Below are 20,307 nucleotides of genomic sequence, written 5' to 3' on the forward strand. Positions count from 1 at the left end.
TTTTTATTCTACTTAAAGGTGGATATCATTGATTTGGATAATCCAGTCGTTTACATCAACTACAGTCTTGATTAATGCCAGTTTTTCGTCTACAAAAATAATCATGCTGTAAGCGTCTTCACGGTCCAGATACTCCTGGAGAGTATAGTGCCGGTCTTTATATTTCTCTAGTTGCAGTTTTTCCAGATATTTCACCAGGTTGGATATATGAAATAATGTTTCCTGTGTCTCTGAATTCTTAATAGTCAGTTCCGGAGTTTTATTTGCCATAAGTCTCGCTACGCTTATCTCGCTGACAACGGAGTTGTATTCTTTTGCCGGTTCGCTGGCCTCGCTGAAAGCTCTGCTACTGACTGTCTCAGATTCCACCACGAATGGCTTATACGTTAACAGATTATCTTCCAATAGTGAGTTGTCATAATTCATGTATCCGTTGTCGTCATAGATTTCACATTTGAATGTTTCTGCGGTCAAGGCCCTTGTTACCGGTCCGCCGGATTCGTTGACTTGTGCTACGACAATGCGGATGTTATTAGTGTTCTTTACTAAAGAGACCGTGCTGATTTGTTGTCTTCCGCTGCGGGTGGTAGGTGCATTTTTCACTTCACCATGCCAGAGTGAGTGCAGCTCTTGCTCTACTATATAATTCCCTTTTTCATTTTCCGATTCAGAGCGTGTTATTGTTTTGCGCAATGTTTTTACTTTCAACTCTTCAATCAGTGATTGTTGCGGATATAATAAAGGTATTGCGAACGATTCATCATTTAATCCTGCCCATGCAATAAGATGATATTTTGATGGATCGATGTCTACTGTCATAGAATAATTTCTCTCTCCTAATTGTTCTCCTTGATCTGTTTTCTGATAAATAAGATTATTGTCGTTATCAAAAGCGTAAAGTGTCACTGTTCTTATTTGCTGGGCGAAAACGTCTACTTCCTCCATATTATAGTCATATTTGAACTTTACACAGTATTCGATGCTACAATCTCCATCGTTGTAATCTAATATAGAGTCACAGGATGTGATTATGCCGGCCAATATTGCGAGCAACAATAACTTGTTGGCTTTTTCTTGTATGGCGGTTAATATTCGTTTCATCATTTTGGTTTTGGCTTTTGAAATACTATTGTTTTGCTTGGGAATGATGCTTTCTTATTTTGTCTGCAAATTGAGAAAAAGTATCGGGAGAGGAGATACTCTCTCCCGACTTTGGTGATAGACTATTATTATAGTATAATGTTATTAATCTGAACTTTCCACGGTTGAATTTGTGCGGAGATAATCAACTTGGCAGGAGTTTCGTCAGGTTCTAATGATGGGGTAGGAGTTCCTAATTTGCTAACTTCCATAACTGTCAGTTCATACCAGTTGTTGCGGGCGATAACTGTACCTGCATTAGCGGTATTAATGGGAGCTTCATAATAACAGATTCCACCGTTATATCTCTTGATGTCGTTGTTTGATAAATATTCATCATCATCCTTCTTGCTGTCATCCCATTCTGTACTTGTATATGCCGCTTTTAAAGCTTCCCAGTTTTTGTAAACACGCAATTCGCGTTCATCGCTTTCTCCTGTATATACGGCTCTAATATAAAATGTTTCATTTGCTTCTGTTTCGTCAAAATAAACTTGTGCTTTGTAATGTACCCGGGTTGGGTTGGTTTCGCTAGAGTTCTCAAGACAGTATGTGAATCCTTTTACAGCCCATCTATAAGAATTGTCGTCAGCGGCTTCTCCCTTTCCGATATAGTCCTGCAAGAAAGTCTCGAAAGTATTTGCTTGTGGCAATACATACGAATCGGTAGTCAGGTTAGAGTATGAATGATTGAGAATTTTAACGCCAATTGCTTTTGTACCATCAGTAAAGGTTAATCCGGATGCTAATATGGGGAAAAGATTGCCATTGTCTGTTTTCTCTTCTAACTTGGCGGCTACACGGCTAACATCGATTTTAGTAGTAACAGTTTCGCCAGCTTCAATCTTATTGATGATACTCGTCCCACTCATTAAGAAATCTCCGTTTTTTGCTACATCGTTATCTATATATGCTAATGTAACTCCGGTAAAAGCTTTATGTTCTCCAACTGCCAATGCTTTTAAATCAGTTTTTTGGTCGATAGTTAAGCCTGTCGGATTAATGAACGCATATAATGTCACGTTACTGCCTGCTGTTACGACGAATGGCTCAGTTGTGGCAACTGCAATATCGGTGTTGTCATTTTTAACAAGTGTCAGGTCTTTCATGACAACACGAGGTGTGCCATCGCCATAATCTAATACAGCTGTGATTTTTGATGCGCCATATTCCAGCTCGTTACCGGCATTAGTACCGCCATCGGTTACTGCTCTTGTAGCATCTTTTTCGTTGAATGAGAATAATAATCTCATTTTTGCCTGTTCCCCGGTTAAGTTTTGATTGTTTTTGTTTGCAAATTCGTCTTCATTGCTACAAGCTGTCATGGCAACTGCTGCCAAACCAGCTAATAATAAATTCTTTACTTTCATTTTAATGTAATTTTTAAATTTGTGATGTTATGGTTTTTTCTTTTGCTTGTATGCTCTACCTATATTATGGTATATAGTAGAGATACTTGTTTCCTTTTTTTAGAGGAGGAGAGTCATCAGTAAGATGGAGTTCGTTTGTTTTGTTAAAAACATCATAGTCTTCTCTTTTGGGTTTGGAAGTTCTTATATGTAATAAGAAAAAGGACTAACTTCCGGTGAAATAATTTTTGTTCATTTTTATAAGTTATGTTTCTTTTATTTGTTTCTTCTCAAGAACTCTATTGTTCCTTATTGACAGTGCAAAGGTATGAGAGAAATACAAAAGTGTTCATTGGTATTTGTTTCAATTTTTGAGCTGATTATTTTAATTTCAAAAATGCTCCTTTTAGGGTGGTGAAACGGTCATTTTATGAATGATTATCAATGGCACTGAATGAAATCCCGCCCTTGTTGCCATTTTACCATTGTTGTATATTCTGTTGGAAATTTATTTTTTTTATTGCTTTACGATGCAGAATATACAGCTATTGATAAACAAGGGGGGATTATATTTCTTTTATGTTCAATTGAAGGATTTACCACTATTCTTCGTTCTATTTATTATGATAGTTGGCATGAAAGTTTTAGTGGGCGGGGAACTTTGATTAGCATAAAAAATGCACTACCTTCACAGGCAGTGCGTTCTGATTCATTTTGGGGTTTTAAAAATAAGGGGGAATAGTATTTTTTTGTACGTGTTTTATTGCTTGGGGTAATTTTGCTTCTTCTTCAATTCTTTTAGGTTTGCGTCAGCCTGTATGGATAAACCGGATTCTGTGGCTGCTTTGAAATATTTTTCCGCTCCGTCCAAATCATCTTCCAACATGGCAATGATTCCAAGATTGTTAAGTGTTTCGGCTGCTTTAGGATCGGCTTTGGCTAAATATTTCTTTGCTTCAGTTATGTCACCGCCTTTCTGAATTTCCATTGCGGCAGCGTTTAAGTTGGCTATCGGATCGTCCGGGAACATGGTGGCAGCTACCAGAAAAGCGTGGTTGAATTCTTCACTTCCGGGTTTGTAACTTTGCGCCACCAGGTAGATTTCCTGTAAACTTAATAACTGCGGGCGTTTATTGATAATCTCTTTCGACTCTTCGAGGTTGAAGCCGCGCACTGTATAATTGACGGTATAGTCCGAATGGCGAAGTGCCGGATAGCATGTGTCTAATATATATTGGTATCCTTGCGGACCTGCCAGCTTAGCTATGGCGTGTTCTTTTTTGTCGATGTCCAAGCTTTCGTCATTCATTAAACGAAGTATTTCGTCTTTCTTATCCAATGATGAGGTGGCAACAAACTTGCGGAAACCAGCCCAATCTTCCGGAGTCGATTCCGAAGTTATCAGCTTCTTGTCAAAGTTGTAATAACTGCTCACATAGTCTACCAATGCTTTGGTGCGTTCTTCTGCCAAATGCGTGTTGTTGGCATAACCTCCTTCGGGCGAAGCGTATCCATGAATCTTGATGCTGGTGAGTGTAGTATTCTTGTCGTTGCGTACGGTGTCTATTGTGGCGCGTATTTTAGCTAGTTCGATCGTGTTGCGGCGGTACTCCGGGTAGATAATGTATTTGTTGACCGGAAAGTCCAGATAAGCACTTCCTTCTACTGCACGATGTTTTACGCCTTCGGCTTGTGGAGTGATGTAGGCAATGGAGGGCTGTAATTTCAACGGCGAAATGTTCAGCCGGGTGATTAATTCACCGCTGTTTTCCTCCAGAATATCGCAACAGCCGCATATATCAATGTTTAACTTCATATTTGCCGTGCGCATCCATGCTTCAAATGGTATCTGTATCAGATAGCTTATTTTTTGTTCTTCAGTTTGCTTGCGGCGAATGACCGTATATGTATTTTCGAAGTTTTTGTGATTGCGTTGATTGACGATGTTACGTTTGCGTCCGTACACTATGATAGACGGCAATGCTTTTGTCTGTCCGTCCGCTTCGAGAAACGGGGTAAGCGTAGCGACATTGTTGGAAGCTATTTTGAGGTTTGTCTGCAAAACAATGTCCAGGTTGATAGTCAGGCGATTGTCATCACTGCGCGTAATAGATTCTTTCTCTATACGCACTTGATTTTTATACAAAGTCTGTGCATTCCCGTTCAATACAGGCAGCAGACAGAAGAGTATGTATAGAATCTTTTTCATATTTGTTTTGTTTTAGAATAAATAAATTAGACTGACGGCAGCTTTGGTAGGCCCTACATAGTTCTTGTGTCCTTCCGATACTTTTGCACCGCAAGTCATACACTCGTACTGTTCGTACTTGACGCGTGCGTAACCTACGCCGATATTTCCTTCCAGATTCCAGTGTTTACCTAAAATCCATTGGTATCCGTAAGAAATCCCGGCTCCAAAGAAGTTGCCTTTGAAACGGTGGTCTGTCAGTTCAGACCAAATGCCCCAAGGCATATCGATAGCGGCTGCCTGATAGACACCTCCATGAATATGGAATCCCACAAAATGTCCGTTGAACTTGTCGCAGAACCAATAACGGAGTTCAGGCTGAATGGCGAGCATCTTCATCATTTTCTGATCTTTGTATTTCCATGGATTATAATTGGCATACAAATCCAGCGTTAATTTCTTACTTAAGCCGATCTCAGCTCCAAGGTTGATGATTTTCATCGCGTCCATTACAATGTTGGTTTTTACTCCGACTACCTGGCTATATAATAAGGTAGAAGCAAACATGGTAATGAACAAAAATAAAATTCTTTTCTTTTTCATCGCATGATGGGTTTTGTTTGTTGATGTGCAAAGATACGTGTTATATGAATTGACGTTAATTGGTAGATTCATCTTTCTTTGATAAGTTCTCGATGAAAATAAATAAGTACAGGGCATTTTTTCGTTCTGATAGGTGGTGAGTGATTCGAAGTTTACAGGGTGTGTTTTTATCATTCTTATTGAATGATTTACATATGATTGGTCGTTTAATACTTGTATATCTTGTTTTATTACTTGAATGGGCTGTGTTTCATTCGTTAAAGAGTGGTAATTTATTCATTTCTCCTCAGAAAAAGTTTTTCTTATTGAATAAAACGCCTATGTTTGTGCCAGCAAGCAAAATGATAAAGTACCGGTAACAGGAAAACTAACATTAAGATTCCCTCCTGAGGAACAGAGACAAACAAACAGTAAATGATGTGAAATGTATAAGGGTGGCAAACGTAAGGGTTTGCAAACCTGTAAAAAATAGGAGGAAATAGTATGAAGGCAATTAAATTCTTTTTCGTATCTGTTATAGCATTAACTCTCGTAGCATGTTCTAGTGCCGAAGATGAACGTTTTGAAGATAACTCTTCAAACTTTGAGTCTATCAAATCTTTATATGGTATTGAATCTGTAGGTAACGTTGCAGATATTGGTAACGTCCCTTCTGTTACAGCAGAAGAGATGCAGGGCGTATTGGAATCTCTTCGTCAGAACGGTAATGTAATTCGTGAATGTAAATCTGAAAATGTGGAAGGTTATTTTGGGGAAGATGGAGATAGGCAGTCCGTGAGGATGATTGCCGAATATCAGGCACGTACGAGGGCGGGTGCTTTCCTGGAAGAATTCGCATTGTGTGTTTCGTTGAATTTTAATGTGGATGAAGATACGGTATATTATATTGGAACTACCTATTCTTCTTCTACCGATTTGTTTTGTTGGAAAGGATATGGCGCTTCTTTATCAACAACTGTTGGAGGTGGAAACGTCTTTACGGCTATCACTCACCTTTATTTCCGTGTGAGTGACCAGAAAGATTGCCTGGTTAAAGTTCCGGTAGATTTCAAAGGGAACTATAATTTTAATGCCGGTCATGGAACTTACAGCTTCACTCTTTCTAATTGTCATAAATGATTTAATGCAAATAGCTTCAACAGGTATTTATTGAGATACATAATATAGAGGAACCAAACAGCAAATATGCGTCACTCGAGACGAACAAACAATGTAAAAAGAGCGATGAAAAGCTTGTTAACTTGTAAAAAGTTGGCAAGCTTTTGCTTTATTGTGAATTATTTCTAAAAAAAAGTGATATATAGTCCGCTGCTAATATAATTACCTACCTTTATCGCACATATCACATGAACAAAATGTACTTAAAATATGAAGAAGGCTTGTTTTCTGTTATTGCTGTTGTCCCGATTTATTGCTGTGTATTCTATAGATACTCATTGGGATTTGGTTCCGATGGTCATTAAAAATGAAGCTGGAAATAACACTATATATAATATATGCTATGGGAGTAATGACTTTATTTGGCTTTCTACGGATAAAGGTATTACCCGTTATGACGGATTCCGATTTCGTGACTATCCTTTAATAATGAGTATGGATTCTCTTTCGAAGCCTCTTCATCAAACAGTTAAATCTTTGCGTGAGGGTCCTGACGGGTTGTATTATGCTTTATTATTTCAAGGTGGAATTACTTGTTTTGACTATGTGAATGAAACGTTTTTGCCATTGAGCTTTGACAAGCCTTTCAAGTTGAATGAGGTGCTGGATTTTTGCTGGCATGGCGGAAAATTATATCTGGCTACTTTACAGGGATTGTATGAAACTTCCGTTTCCCGCAAAACAGAAAGAAAAGGTGAATCCGTATTTTGTGTGTTGAATCCGGAACCTTTAATAAAGGGAAAGATTACCGACCTTTGTATGGACGGAAAAGGTAACCTCTATTTTTCTGTGGACGGGAAAAAGGTGATGTCTTATAATATTGCTTCAAAAAAAGGCTCTTTGATTAAGGAATGTAGTGTCGTGAGCAAACTATTTTTACAACAGGGCTATTTGTGGATTTGCGGATTGTGGAATGATATTATATGTTATGATCTTAAGACACATAACGAACGGGTGATTTTAATAAATAAGGCCGATAAGGCGGGAGTCTTCAACTTCCGCGTCACAGATTTGGTTTTTAAGGATAAGAAAACTTTTTATCTGACAACTTGGGACGGATTATTCAAATTAAGTTTTGACAATGAGAATTTGTGTGAGAGCCCATTTACACAAACTTGGTTGACGGGTGAGGTCAAAGTCACCCGCCCGGATATTGAAAACAGGATGACAAGCTTGTTATGGGATGACAGGCAGCAGATTCTTTGGGTAGGTACTTTTGGCGGCGGAATTGTAAAATTTGATATCAGTAATAGTACATATAGCCGGGTAAAACAGAATTTTGAATCAAGAATAGGCGGTATTGTTGAAGATGATAAGGGATATGTCTGGCTGGCGATGTCCGATGGAGGTATTATGAAGAGTACTGCACCGATGCTTTCGATGGATACACGGTTCGAACGGTGGACAAAGGTATCTGAATTTTCCGGATGTTATACTATCTATAAATGTAGGAATGGGTATATCTGGTTGGGGGACAAACAGGGGAAAATTATTTTTATTAATCCCGTGACTGAGAAAATAGAGTCTTTTCAACTGCAGACGGACGCAGGAAAAAATATGCAGGCAGCTATTCACTGTTTTTGTCAGGATTCACGGAATCGTTTATGGGTAGGTACTTCGGAAGGATTGATACAAGTAGAACCTAAAAGTAACAAATGTAAAAAAACAGATTTGCCTGCCGGGATAAAGAGTATATTTGCTCTGCGAGAAGATAAAGAAGGTAATATTTGGATTGGTACCAATAAGGGACTGAAAAGGATTACGACAGAAGATGACCGGATTAAGGTGGAAGGAAATTATGAAAAAGAGAATGGATTGGAGGAAGCTGCCGTACAGACTATTTATGTGAATAATTATAATCAGATTTATGCAGCTTACCTTAATGCCGTTGTCTGTATTGACGGAAGAGAACAAGAAAAGGTGGAGTCTGTATATACTTTGCAGAATGGATTGCCGAATGGGCATATATGCTGTATGGTCGATGATTATGTCGGTAGTATATGGGCTGGGAATAATGTGGGGGTTATGACGGTTCGAAACGGACAGACGGCTTTCTATAATTATTTGTTGGTAGGTAACTGCAACTCGGTATGTCGGCTGAACGATGGTCGACTGCTATGGGCGAATTCATGGGGGTTGATTTTCTTTGACCCGTCTGCTGCTAAAGCAACCAAAAGGAAAAAACAGGTGATGCTGACAGATCTGGAGGTGAATGGAGAAACGATTCTGGCGGGAGAAGAACGGAATGGTCAGGTAGTTCTTTCCGCTTCACCGGAAAAGCAGGAGAAACTGGTCTTTTCCAGCAGGAATAATAATTTTCATTTATATTTATCAGATTTGCGTTACGGAATGTCTCAACGTAAAATAGCCTATCGCTTGCTTCCTATGGATGAGGACTGGAAGATGATACCTCTTGAGGAAGGTTTGTGGTACAACGGATTATTTCCCGGAGAATATACTTTGCAGACGAAATTAGTATTTCCGGACGGAAAGGAAGGTGAAGTGTATCAGATAGATGTAGTGGTGAAAAGTAAATGGTGCTATACAGTGTGGGCTTATATGGCATATGCGGTGTTGACGATTTTGCTGTGCTGGTTTATTTATTCTTATATAAAGAAGAAAGAATTACATAAGCAATTGCGTCGTGACCGGGAGATAATATTACGGGAGAATCTGAATCTGGAAAGAATGAAGCAGGAGCAGAAACGGGAGAAAGAAGAAATGAGAAGACGTTTGCTCATGTTGTTTGTACAGGATTTGCGCACTCCTCTTCTGTTGGTTTTTGCTCCGTTGAAAGATTTGCAAAGTAAATTGAAGGGGCAGGACTCATCTCTGCAAGTGGCATACCGGAATGCGCTCCGTATGTTGGATGCTTGTGACCAATTGACGGCTATTTACGGGCGGCCGGAGGGAATGGCTGTAAAACTGGAAATAGCTTCTTATCCGGTAGAAAAGATAATTGATAGTAATCTTTTTAAGATTCGCGAGGTGTTGAAAGCTTACTCCATAGATTTCCGTAGCGAGATAAGGGTCAGGAAAGAGCTGGAATTTTGTGTGGATAAAAAGAAGATAGAATTTATTATCCATAATCTTTTGACTAACGCTTTCACTCATACAAATTATACGGGGGTCGTCTCTTTCTCTGTATACGAAACGGTATGGGATAATACGACTTATGTTAGCTTGATGGTGGCGGATAATGGAAAGGACGAAGTAAAAACACTTGAACAGCAGTTGAGTGAAGATGATTTGTCGGATAATGAACTGTCTACCACGCAATTGGGATTTCTTACCGTGCAGCAGATGGTTGAAGCTCATCACGGAATGATCTCTTTCGAAAGTTCTCCGGGAAAAGGGACGAAGGTGACGATGCATCTTCCTATTGATAAATCTGTCTTTGATAATGATTCGAATATCTTGTTTGTTCATCCGGAAGAACTGACGGAGCCGAAGCCTGAACCGGCAGAAGAACCGGAAGTCTCAACAGATAGCGGGATGACACCGGAATCTCCGGTAGCTGTAGTGTCACCACAGTCTGCTGTCGGAGAAGTGGAACAGTCTCAGATTGTTGCTGATAATAAGAAGACGATATTGATTGTAGAGGATCATAAAGACATTCGGCTGTATTTGAAGGTACTGTTGAGTCAGGAGTACAACTTATTGATGGCAATCAATGGTCAGGAAGGGGTTGATATGGCAATAAAGGAACTTCCCGATCTGATACTCTGTGATGTGATGATGCCGGTAAAGGATGGGTTTGAATGTTGTCGTGAACTGAAAGAGGGACTTGAAACTTGTGGTATTCCTATTATCATGTTGACTGCAAAGGTGGAAGATGAGGATGTCATTCACGGACTGGAATTGGGTGCGGATGATTATATTCTGAAACCTTTTACTCCCAGCATATTAATAGCTAAAATGCGTAACCTGATTAACGGGCGTCAGGCATTGAAGCAGATGTATGCTAAGTTGTTTATGCTGCCCGGTGCGGATGCAGCCGTGATTGATGACGAAACGGAAGAGGTGGCGGAAGAAGTGAAAAAAGAAGATCCGTTTATCAATTCTGTTATTAAGATTATTGAAGAGAATATCTGTGAGGCTGATTTTAGCGTGAAGAAACTAGCATCGGAAATGAATATGAGTCAGCCTACTCTTTATCGGAAAGTAAAGCAGAGTACAGACTATACCATTATCGAACTTATCCGGGGAGTACGTATGCGCCGTGCGGCCGTATTGTTGAAAACCAAACAATATGCTGTGCAGGAAGTGGCGGAAATGGTGGGATATAATGATATACCGACTTTCCGCAAACATTTTGTGGATGCTTTTGGCACAACTCCTTCTACATATGAATAAAAAAATGACTACTTTTGCACGCGAAAACCCTAAAAAGAAGGAATTAGCGTGCAAAGGTATTTTATTTATTTGGCTTATGACGGGACCAACTATCACGGTTGGCAGATTCAACCGAATGGGATTAGTGTGCAGGAGTGTCTGATGAAAGCATTGTCCACTTTTCTGCGCCGTGAAATAGAGGTGATAGGGGCGGGACGGACAGATGCGGGCGTGCATGCTTCTCTGATGGTCGCTCATTTTGAATCTGAAGAGCTGTTGGATACGGATTCTGTCACAGATAAGCTGAATCGTCTGCTTCCACCGGATATTTCCGTTTATCGGGTTTGCCGGGTCAGACCGGATGCGCATGCTCGTTTTGACGCGACCGCCAGAACATACAAGTATTATGTAACAACTGCGAAATATCCTTTTAACAGGCAATACCGTTGCCGTGTTTTCAATCCATTGGATTATGAACGGATGAATGAGGCTGCACGTACTTTGTTTGAATATACGGACTTTACAAGTTTCAGCAAATTACATACGGATGTTAAGACGAATATTTGTCATATAACTCATGCCGAATGGACGCAGGAAGAAGATGCTACTTGGGTGTTTACTATTCGTGCCGATCGTTTTCTGAGGAATATGGTGCGTGCCATAGTGGGAACATTGATTGAAGTGGGGCGTGGAAAACTGTCTGTTGAAGGTTTCCGCCGGATTATAGAACAGAAGGATCGTGGTAAGGCCGGAACGTCGGCTCCCGGTCAGGCTTTGTTTTTGGTGAATGTCGAATATCCCGAAGATATATTTGAAATTAGTAATTTGTAATTAGTAGATATTCTCATGTGGTTATTATTAGCATTTCTCTCGGCGACCTTGCTGGGATTTTATGATGTATTCAAAAAGAAATCGCTGAAAGATAATGCGGTACTTCCCGTTTTGTTTTTAAACACTTTCTTTTCCAGTCTCATCTTTCTGCCGTTTATTCTGTTCTCTGTATATCAGCCGGATTTATTGGACGGAACGATATTCAATGTCCCGGTTGCGGGGTGGGAACAGCATAAATATATTATTATCAAGTCGTTCATAGTGCTGTCCTCATGGATATTCGGTTATTTCGGGATGAAGCATTTACCTATTACTATCGTAGGCCCGATTAATGCCACCCGGCCGGTGATGGTACTTGTAGGAGCTATGCTTGTGTTTGGCGAACGACTGAATCTTTATCAATGGATTGGTGTGATGCTGGCTGTCGTTTCTTTTTTCATGTTGAGCCGTTCGGGAAAGAAAGAAGGGATTGATTTCAAACATAACAAATGGATATTCTTTATTGTATTGGCGGCGGTAACAGGTGCTATCAGCGGATTGTATGATAAATATCTGATGAAGTCACTGAATCCGATGCTGGTGCAGTCCTGGTATAATGTTTATCAGGTCTTTATCATGTGTCCTATTCTGTTGCTGCTTTGGTGGCCGAAAAGAAAGTCCACCACTCCGTTTCGCTGGGACTGGACGATTATTCTGATTTCCATTTTCCTGTCGGCAGCGGACTTTGTCTATTTTTATGCACTGAGTTATGATGATTCCATGATTTCTATCGTTTCGATGGTTCGCCGCGGAAGTGTCATTGTTTCTTTCATTTTCGGAGCTCTTTTCTTCCGTGAAAAGAATTTAAAAAGTAAAGCGATTGACCTTATACTGGTGTTAATCGGAATGATATTCTTATATTTGGGGACTAAATAAGATTGATATGAAAATAAATACACTTTTTATCGCTATATTCTTTTCTGTTGTCGGGTTCTTTTCCCTGACCTCTCTTCAGGCACAAGAAGCCAAAACTTTGTTTGTGAATATGCCGGATTCCTTGAGTCCCTTGCTGACTAAAGTGAATCGTGCCGACTGTGTTGATTTCCTTGAAAGTAAAATGAAAGCACAAGTAGAAAATCGTTTTGGAAAGAAGTCGGAAATGACAGAGCTCGGTAAGGACTTTATCCGTATGCAAATGTCTCCGCAAGCTACGTGGCAGATGAAAGTCCTGGCATTGAATGATACAACGAATGTTATCTGTACAGTCGCTACCGCTTGTGCTCCTGCCTGCGATAGTAGTATCCGTTTTTATACGACTGACTGGAAGCCGCTTATCGAATCTCCGTTTATCACTTTGCCTGTAATGGCTGATTTTCTGAACACGCCGGATTCGGCAGGTGTATATGTCTTTGACGAAGCACGCCGTTCGGCAGATATGCTTTTGATGAAAGCTGATTTCAACAAAGAGAATACTGAGCTGACTGTTACATTTACTACTCCTGACTATATGTCAAAAGAAACGGCGGAAAAACTGAAACCGTTTCTCCGCCGTCCTATTGTTTATCGTTGGAAGAATGGAGCTTTTACCAGGTAAATTCTCCACTCTTCATCTTTCATTCTTAGTTCTTTAAACACTCATTGATGAACGCTACCATTTCCGGTGTATGTGCTTCTACGCTTTGAAGTAGTTTGAACTGTGCTTTGGTGCGAACCAGATTATGTTCCGGATATTTTATCTTGTAGTAAGTATCTCCGTTGATATAATCGGCAAGGAAGCGTACACATTGCATATATGGGAATAAAGCGGCGGCATAAGGAAGGTTTTCTATTTCAATCGGTGTCAGGAATGACTTGGCACCTTTCAGATAGCCTTTGGTAAATGCTTTGAATATTTCCATATTGAAGTTCACGCGGTCAAGGTCTTTGTCATCTTCATCTCCGGTGTTGGCTCCCGTGCGGAGGAAATCACCGTAATCAGAGAATATGAAGCTGGGCATGACTGTATCCAAGTCGATCACACAGAGAACTTTACCATCTTCATCGAACATCATATTGTTCACTTTCGTATCGCAGTGGCATACGCGTTTAGGCAGTTTGCCTTCCCGATATAAACGTTCTGCCTTGCACATTTCGTCTGCTCTCTTTTCTATCTCATCCAGGAAATATTGTACTTCTGCCACTCTTCCGGCAGCGTTGGCTGCTACGGCATCGCGCAGTTGCTTCAAACGGAATTCCATATTGTGGAAGTCGGGAATAGTCTCACCCAAAGTCGCCGGAATATCTGCCAGCATAGCCTGGAAGTTACCGAATGCCTCTCCGGCATAGTTTGAATATTCTGGATTGACTGTTTCATAAGTCTTGGCACGTGGGATGAATACCATAACACGCCAGTAGTTGTCACCGTCAAACCAATAAGTCTTACCTTCTTCTGTTTCAACGAAAGACAAGACTTTACGGTCAATATCCGACTCTCCCGCTTCTGTCAATTTCTTACGGATATGTCCTGTGACAGCAGCAATATTGGATTGAAGCATTTCTACATTCTGGAAGATAGCATGGTTGATGCGTTGCAAAACGTAGTCGGGAGCATCCGCTTCCTTTGTGTTAACTTTGTATGTGTCGTTGATAAGTCCCGAACCTAACGGCTTGATTTCCTCTACCGTGCCTTGGACTTTGAATTTAGCTACAATGCTAGATAAATCTTTCATGGGTCTTTTCTTTAAAATTTATAATAAGGTTATTTATAATCGTATTTGGCTGCTTCATTAGCCTGGTTGGCTGAACGAACAGGAACCAACGTGAATCCCCAGTTGTATTCGCGGTTGGCGGGAATCTGATAGAAAGGTTCCGGCCGTGCCCCCCAACTGTCATACCCCCCGACTCCTTGTTGTTTCATGTCAACACAGACTTCCACGAAATCTCTCGGAGTGATGTCATTGACGTGATGCATTCTCCGCAATACGTTGCGGGCAGCTTTCTCGTCATGATTGGCAACCTCTTCCGGGCTGAAGTTATTCCATTGGTAAGGGTGGGGTAGGGCCTCTTCCGAGTCGAAGTCTTCGATGGAATTACGCAATGCATTGAATCCGACAAGACTGTCGGCTACAATAGCCAGTCCGTTGCCTTTGTCGGGCGACAAAGCAATCCAGCGAGTATCCGTACGATGTCCGTTTTCTTGCGGGCGAACATAGTTGAAATACATTTTGTCCGCTGTTGTTTTATATACTCCTACAAGTGTACCATGATTGCGGTCGATATAATTTTCTTCCGGGCCACGACCGAAATATTGCACATTATTCATTCGGGCAGGCAGGCGGAAACGCACACCGATACGGGGAACTTCCAGTTTGGAAGCAGCCTTGCGGGCAGCATCACTTCCGGGGGTAAAGGTAGCCATGCGTGTGGCTTCGGAAACTTCAGTTTCGGCAGCTTGCATATTTGTCGAGGTAAATTTAGCATTTACATTCACCACTCCGCTCGGATAAATCTTATAAGTTACGACATACAGATTGCCGGCTGCCAATAAATAAGTCACTTTCAATGAAACAACCTTATTCTCCGTAGTCATGCTGGCATCTGTCACATGGAAATTCTTGCTCGATTGCTTCCATACTTGTAAGCGTTTGGGAGCGCCGTTACCATAATCATTGTCATTAGGAGCACGCCAGAAGTTAGGCTGAATACCAAATCCATCTTTGAAATATTCCGTTCCGTCTACCTTATAAGAAGTAACCAGACCACTCTTTTTGTTGAATACAAAATTCACTTTTGAGGATGAGGCAATTAATTCGTCTCCTTGTGTGGACGTATTCAATGCAGGACCGCTGACTTTGTAGGTTCCTTTTTCTGCCTGTATCGGGAGTTGGAACTGATCGTATGCAATCTCATATCCGGCAGGAATCAGAGATTCCGGTTCAGTAGTAGTCACACTGAAGTTGACAAAATATTCAGTGCCCGGTTGGGCTTTCAGACCATTTACTGGTACAGTGAACTCCTTGGATGCTTGCGGAGCAATATCCAAAGATACTTTTCCACCTCTTATATTCTTGCCATTAGCAACGACATTATAATGAATCTGGTACTTTTTCAGGTTTGTAAAGTAGAAGCGGTTGGTAATCTTAAATTTGCCGGATGCGGCGTCTGTCGCTTCAAACCCTACATTCTGATGTACATACTTCACCTCAGCCATTGCCGGATGCGGACCACGGTCGGGGTTGACAAGACCGTTGCAAAGGAAGTTACCATCGCTAGGCATATTCACACCGAAGTCACCGCCATAAGCCCAGTATTCTCTTCCGTTCTTATCTTTCTGAAGAATACCTTGATCCACCCAGTCCCATATATATCCGCCCTGAAGATTCGGATATTTATAGATTGCCTGCCATTGTCCCCACAGGTTTCCGGTGGAGTTACCCATGGCGTGTGCATATTCTGAAGGAGCTATCGGGCGGTCGCTGCCGTTCTTGCCTATATTCTCCAGCCAGTCGGCACCCGGATATTGAGGAACGTACATATCAGTATTCCATTCCCATTGGGCACGTTCATAGTTTACAGGACGAGCCATAATATTCTTGTCCGCTTCTTTCAGCCACAGATATGTTTGGTAGAAGTTATACCCGTTTCCGGCTTCATTGCCTAATGACCAGAAAGTGACACTGGGATAATTCTTGTTGCGCTCAAACATATTTATGGTACGGTCCATGTGAGGTTTCAACCATTCGGGGTTATTACCTAATGAACCGCCTTTACGGAGATCGTAATACATACCGTGGCTTTCAATATTAGCCTCATCATATACATAAAGTCCGTATTCGTCACAAAGTTCATAGAAACGGCGGTCTTGCGGGTAGTGACAGAGACGTACGCTATTCAAGTTGTGCTGTTTCATTAGTTCAAAGTCGCGGCGCATCAGTTCTTCTGTTACGTAGTGTCCTGTTGCCGGATTGTGCTCATGGATATTTACACCTTTCAACTTCAATGGTTGTCCGTTGATAAATAAGCAGACATATGGCTTTCCGTTAGCTGCTTTCTGCTCAATCGGCTTAATCTCAATACGGCGGAAACCGACATTGAAAGGAACAATTTCATTTACTTTTCCGTTCTCTTTTACTGTCATCAATAATTTATACAGGTTCGGATGTTCGGATGTCCATGTATTTACGTCAGCCAGCTTTTTATCGAAAGAGAGTGTACGTACTTCATCAATAGGGATATAAACTGTTTTCTCTTCGGTAGCGATAACTTTTCCTTGAGCGTCCAATAATTCATAAACTAATGTAAGATTGGCTGCTTCTTTTTTATGGTTTCTCAAGTCTACGTTCAAGTCAAAAATACCATTCTTGTAACTGTCATCCAAGGTTGATGTTACTCTGAAGTCTTTAAGGGCAGCTTTGGGTTGTGAATAGACAAACACATCACGTTCAATACCGCTGATACGCCAGAAGTCCTGACATTCGAGATAAGAACCTGTGCTCCAACGGAAAATCTTCAACGTAAGCACGTTCTTGCCCGGTTTTACATACGGATTGATTAAGAACTCGGCAGGATTCTTTGAATCTTCGCTATATCCTACTTCCTTGCCGTTAATATATACATATACGCCTGATTTGGCTCCTGCCAGGTGCAGGTAAATATCCCGTCCGTCCCAATCGGCAGGAATGTCGATGTCGCGGCGATATACACCAACGGGATTAGCTTCCGGTAAGATGGGTGGCTGCGGGTTACGAGCCTTGAACTCGTAACCATGATTGGTGTAGATAGCTACTCCATGTCCCTGTATTTCCCAGTTACCGGGTACTTGAATATCATACCATGAGTCCGTACTGGTGTTCGGGTCAGTAATGTTTGCGGGAAGATTCTTGTAGGAGTCTACGAAGTAAAATTTCCATGTTCCGTTTAACAGCCGGTAGTACTTGCTCCTTTCAAATTTGCCGCTCATGGCATCGTTACGATTGTCGTATGTCATAAACGAAGAACGGGGATACTCTTTGTTGACTGCTACCACCTGCACATCTTGCCAATAAGGCTTTTTCGCATTGTCAGCTATGGTATTGGTTGCTACCAGGGAAAATATTCCCATAAAAATGTTAGTTAATAAGAGGGGGTACGATCGAAATTTCATGTTTTTCAATATTGGTTTCTCATTCTTTTTTATTTCACTTTAATATGGTCAAATCCTTCTCCGTAAACTCCGATGACGGCACTTTGTGAAACAAAGGCTTTCGGGTCGATGTCTTTTATCAGCCGGAAGATAATGGTAGATTCCCGCTTCTTGGCCAATACAAACATCATTTTCTGTTCTCGTCCTGTATAGAAACCGGTTGCGTTGATAATTGTAACTCCCCGGTGCGGATATTCATTGATTCGTTTTCCTATTTCCTGATATTTATTGGATATAATGAAAAACTGTACGGACTGTCGGGCGCTATTCACTACCTGATCAAGTACGAAACTACAAATATAAAGAGTTGCAAATCCATACACTACTTTTTCCCAGTCTTTTAAGACAAAATAACTGGATACTATAATAATCATATCACAAATTAATACAACTCTCCCTAGTGTGATATCCCGGTATTTGTTGATAATGGCCGCGATAATGTCAGTGCCGCCGGTACTTCCGTTAGCCGAAAAGGCCACCCCGATACCACCGCCACAGAAGGATGCTCCGATAACGCATGCCATAAAAGGCTGGTCGTGAAGAAGGCTGATACCTGCTGCCAATTTCTGTATGACAGATAAAAAAAAGGTCAGGGTGAATACTCCAAAAATAGTTTTGATGCAGAATTTCAAACCGAGGAGTTTGAGAGCCAGTAACAGCAGGAAGAAGTTGATAGTAAAATACGTATATTGCACGGGGAAGCCGGTAGCCCAATATACGATAGAAGCAATACCCGGTACTCCCCCGGTAGTGATATCATTAGGAAGCAGGAAAACTGTCCAGCCGATACCGTATAAAATCATGCCAATGGCAATCATTACATAATCTTTGGCTTCGCGGATAATGCTTTGCTTGGAAGGCCTTGGAATAGCTGTTTTCATAAATGTGATTATGATGTTCTATAAAATGTTCGAACACGAACCTATGAATAATCCGGCTTTCCCCCAAAAGCCGGATTGCTTCACTGTGTTCGTGTAAAAAAGTACGATACTATTTTATTATTTTGCAAAAGCGTGACGGTAGCCTTTTACTTTGTTCCATCCGCCGCGGGTGAAGTCGGGAACTTCAACCGGAGCCGAATTATTTTCGATAGAAAGGCGGGTAAGTTCAGCCATACAGCACCATTCTGCAAGGTCATAAACGTCCATATCCAATGGCAAACCATTCTGCAGGCAGTATGCCAGACGATAATCCATGATAAAGTCCATACCACCGTGACCACCTACTTTCTTGGCAGTCTCTTCCAATTCTTTGTGAATCGGGTGTTTGTATTTATCCATTAAGGCTTTTCTTACATCAGCAGGTACGGAACCGTGCGCGTTCAGATTTTCGTGATTAGGTACATCGTTAGAGTCAACTTGTGAAGGTCTTAAACAATATTCTTCAATCGGATACTTGCTTGCATAACCGTCGGCACCCACAATCTGATACATACGGCTGTATGGACGGGGAGTCATTACATTGTGCTGAATTAACATAGTCTTACCGTTTTCTGTACGGATCAATGTTGAAGTCTGGTCACCGTTCTGGAAGTCTTTTACTTCTTCTCCTGTCTGTTTTTTGATATAAGCCGGACCGTTAACAGCTTTTGTATCCATTGCTACTAAAGTTTTCATGCGGTCGCCACGGTGGATGTCAAGTAATTGGCAAGCCGGGCCCATGCCGTGAGTGGCATATACGTCACCACGATGCTTTTGGTTGTAATCCATACGCCAGTTGTTCCAGTATGCACCCCAGAAGTCTTCCAAATTGTGGATATATGAACCTTCTACATGAAGTACTTCACCGAAAACACCTTGCTGTGCCATATTCAAAGAAGTCAGTTCAAAGAAATCATATACACAGTTTTCCAACTGCATGCAATGCTTGCGAGTCTTTTCAGACGTATTGATTAATTGCCAGATTTCATCCAATGTCATGGCTGCAGGCACTTCGATAGCTACGTGCTTGCCGTGTTCCATTGCATACACGCCCATTTCCGCATGATGTTTCCAGTCAGTTGCGATATACACGAGGTCAATGTCATCCTGCTCACAGAGTTTTTTCCATGCATCTTCCGAACCGCTGTAAGATGCCGCTTCCGGCAATCCTGCATTTTTCAAGATTTCCTGTGATTTCTCGACACGTTCGGGAGCAAGATCGCATAAAGCTACGATTTTAGTTCCCGGAATATGTGTCCAGCGTGCTACGGCACTGGGGCCACGCATTCCCAGTCCGATGAAACCGACACGTACGGTATCAATTTTGGGAGCAACAAGTTGGACTACATCCTCTTGACCGGCAGGGCGGGCAGGGGTTTCTACTTTGATCGGTGTAAAAGCTTCTTGAGCTTTTTGCGAAGATGTGCAGCTTGTATGGCAGGTTAACAAAGTAAGGCCGATAGCTGCGACTGTAAATAGCTTTTTCATCATAATTTTATGTTTTTAATAGGGGGTTATTTGTCGTTTTTCATTTGGTTGTCAAAGGTAGTAATTAATTAGAAAACTCTGTATATTTACAAAGCATAATTTTATTTTATTTCATATTAAAGATGTTAGGATTATAAATAGAGTAGATAGCAAAAA

General features: G+C 41.2%; 14 protein-coding genes. 6 read left to right on the forward strand and 8 right to left on the reverse strand.

Features of this window, described 5'->3' with window-relative positions; all coding sequences use genetic code 11:
• Positions 1-12: 12 nt before the first annotated feature.
• Positions 13-1,101 (reverse strand): FimB/Mfa2 family fimbrial subunit, encoded by a 1,089-nt coding sequence (locus ACGHVY_RS01325; RefSeq protein WP_390599635.1) that lies wholly within the window; start codon positions 1,099-1,101, stop codon positions 13-15.
• A gap of 128 nt (positions 1,102-1,229) precedes the next feature.
• Positions 1,230-2,510, reverse strand: a complete 1,281-nt coding sequence (locus tag ACGHVY_RS01330; protein ID WP_390596581.1) for an Mfa1 family fimbria major subunit — start codon at positions 2,508-2,510, stop codon at positions 1,230-1,232.
• A gap of 433 nt (positions 2,511-2,943) precedes the next feature.
• On the opposite strand from ACGHVY_RS01330, the gene ACGHVY_RS01335 reads away from it, so the two are divergent.
• A complete protein-coding gene (locus ACGHVY_RS01335) occupies positions 2,944-3,231 on the forward strand; it encodes a hypothetical protein (protein WP_390596583.1) in 288 nt (95 codons plus the stop codon).
• Positions 3,232-3,249: 18 nt separating this feature from the next.
• Here the strand turns inward: ACGHVY_RS01335 and ACGHVY_RS01340 are convergent, their stop codons facing one another.
• Together ACGHVY_RS01340 and ACGHVY_RS01345 are read right to left on the reverse strand one after the other, a co-directional pair.
• Positions 3,250-4,698, reverse strand: coding sequence for a DUF3868 domain-containing protein (locus ACGHVY_RS01340; RefSeq protein WP_390596586.1), 1,449 nt, complete (start codon positions 4,696-4,698; stop codon positions 3,250-3,252).
• Between the two features lie 12 nt (positions 4,699-4,710).
• Complete coding sequence (locus ACGHVY_RS01345) at positions 4,711-5,280, reverse strand: DUF3575 domain-containing protein (protein ID WP_308746920.1); 570 nt, start codon at positions 5,278-5,280, stop codon at positions 4,711-4,713.
• A gap of 483 nt (positions 5,281-5,763) precedes the next feature.
• On the opposite strand from ACGHVY_RS01345, the gene ACGHVY_RS01350 reads away from it, so the two are divergent.
• The 5 genes from ACGHVY_RS01350 to ACGHVY_RS01370 all read left to right on the forward strand — a co-directional run bounded on the left by ACGHVY_RS01350 (position 5,764) and on the right by ACGHVY_RS01370 (position 13,177).
• A complete protein-coding gene (locus ACGHVY_RS01350) occupies positions 5,764-6,399 on the forward strand; it encodes a DUF5033 domain-containing protein (RefSeq protein WP_390596588.1) in 636 nt (211 codons plus the stop codon).
• Positions 6,400-6,648: 249 nt separating this feature from the next.
• Positions 6,649-10,794 carry a response regulator gene (locus ACGHVY_RS01355; RefSeq protein WP_390596591.1) on the forward strand — a complete coding sequence of 1,382 codons (4,146 nt, stop codon included), beginning with the start codon at positions 6,649-6,651 and terminating at the stop codon, positions 10,792-10,794.
• A 48-nt stretch (positions 10,795-10,842) separates the two neighbouring features.
• Positions 10,843-11,604, forward strand: a complete 762-nt coding sequence (gene truA / locus ACGHVY_RS01360) for a tRNA pseudouridine(38-40) synthase TruA (protein ID WP_390596594.1) — start codon at positions 10,843-10,845, stop codon at positions 11,602-11,604.
• A 15-nt stretch (positions 11,605-11,619) separates the two neighbouring features.
• Positions 11,620-12,519, forward strand: a complete 900-nt coding sequence (locus ACGHVY_RS01365; RefSeq protein WP_308746150.1) for a DMT family transporter — start codon at positions 11,620-11,622, stop codon at positions 12,517-12,519.
• 7 nt (positions 12,520-12,526) lie between these two features.
• Positions 12,527-13,177 carry a DUF3256 family protein gene (locus ACGHVY_RS01370; protein ID WP_390596597.1) on the forward strand — a complete coding sequence of 217 codons (651 nt, stop codon included), beginning with the start codon at positions 12,527-12,529 and terminating at the stop codon, positions 13,175-13,177.
• Between the two features lie 25 nt (positions 13,178-13,202).
• Here the strand turns inward: ACGHVY_RS01370 and ACGHVY_RS01375 are convergent, their stop codons facing one another.
• The 4 genes from ACGHVY_RS01375 to ACGHVY_RS01390 all read right to left on the reverse strand — a co-directional run bounded on the left by ACGHVY_RS01375 (position 13,203) and on the right by ACGHVY_RS01390 (position 20,154).
• Positions 13,203-14,291 carry a phosphotransferase enzyme family protein gene (locus ACGHVY_RS01375; protein ID WP_390596599.1) on the reverse strand — a complete coding sequence of 363 codons (1,089 nt, stop codon included), beginning with the start codon at positions 14,289-14,291 and terminating at the stop codon, positions 13,203-13,205.
• Between the two features lie 29 nt (positions 14,292-14,320).
• Complete coding sequence (locus ACGHVY_RS01380) at positions 14,321-17,662, reverse strand: glycoside hydrolase family 2 TIM barrel-domain containing protein (RefSeq protein WP_390596602.1); 3,342 nt, start codon at positions 17,660-17,662, stop codon at positions 14,321-14,323.
• Positions 17,663-17,733: 71 nt separating this feature from the next.
• Positions 17,734-18,624, reverse strand: a complete 891-nt coding sequence (locus ACGHVY_RS01385) for a YitT family protein (protein ID WP_022140453.1) — start codon at positions 18,622-18,624, stop codon at positions 17,734-17,736.
• A 117-nt stretch (positions 18,625-18,741) separates the two neighbouring features.
• On the reverse strand, positions 18,742-20,154 hold the full coding sequence (locus ACGHVY_RS01390) for a Gfo/Idh/MocA family protein (protein ID WP_390596607.1): 1,413 nt from the start codon (positions 20,152-20,154) through the stop codon (positions 18,742-18,744).
• Positions 20,155-20,307: the final 153 nt, after the last annotated feature.

The organism is Bacteroides sp. f07, assembly GCF_042854785.1.
Classification (GTDB): Bacteria; Bacteroidota; Bacteroidia; order Bacteroidales; family Bacteroidaceae; genus Bacteroides.

Coding starts and splice junctions, on each gene's coding strand:
- ACGHVY_RS01350 (WP_390596588.1), top strand. CDS start 5,764: ATGAAGGCAATTAAATTCTTTTTCGTATCTGTTATAGCATTAACTCTC.
- ACGHVY_RS01340 (WP_390596586.1), bottom strand. CDS start 4,698: ATGAAAAAGATTCTATACATACTCTTCTGTCTGCTGCCTGTATTGAAC.
- ACGHVY_RS01390 (WP_390596607.1), bottom strand. CDS start 20,154: ATGATGAAAAAGCTATTTACAGTCGCAGCTATCGGCCTTACTTTGTTA.
- ACGHVY_RS01370 (WP_390596597.1), top strand. CDS start 12,527: ATGAAAATAAATACACTTTTTATCGCTATATTCTTTTCTGTTGTCGGG.
- ACGHVY_RS01355 (WP_390596591.1), top strand. CDS start 6,649: ATGAAGAAGGCTTGTTTTCTGTTATTGCTGTTGTCCCGATTTATTGCT.
- ACGHVY_RS01375 (WP_390596599.1), bottom strand. CDS start 14,291: ATGAAAGATTTATCTAGCATTGTAGCTAAATTCAAAGTCCAAGGCACG.
- ACGHVY_RS01345 (WP_308746920.1), bottom strand. CDS start 5,280: ATGAAAAAGAAAAGAATTTTATTTTTGTTCATTACCATGTTTGCTTCT.
- ACGHVY_RS01325 (WP_390599635.1), bottom strand. CDS start 1,101: ATGAAACGAATATTAACCGCCATACAAGAAAAAGCCAACAAGTTATTG.
- ACGHVY_RS01365 (WP_308746150.1), top strand. CDS start 11,620: ATGTGGTTATTATTAGCATTTCTCTCGGCGACCTTGCTGGGATTTTAT.
- ACGHVY_RS01380 (WP_390596602.1), bottom strand. CDS start 17,662: ATGGGAATATTTTCCCTGGTAGCAACCAATACCATAGCTGACAATGCG.
- ACGHVY_RS01335 (WP_390596583.1), top strand. CDS start 2,944: ATGAAATCCCGCCCTTGTTGCCATTTTACCATTGTTGTATATTCTGTT.
- ACGHVY_RS01330 (WP_390596581.1), bottom strand. CDS start 2,510: ATGAAAGTAAAGAATTTATTATTAGCTGGTTTGGCAGCAGTTGCCATG.
- ACGHVY_RS01385 (WP_022140453.1), bottom strand. CDS start 18,624: ATGAAAACAGCTATTCCAAGGCCTTCCAAGCAAAGCATTATCCGCGAA.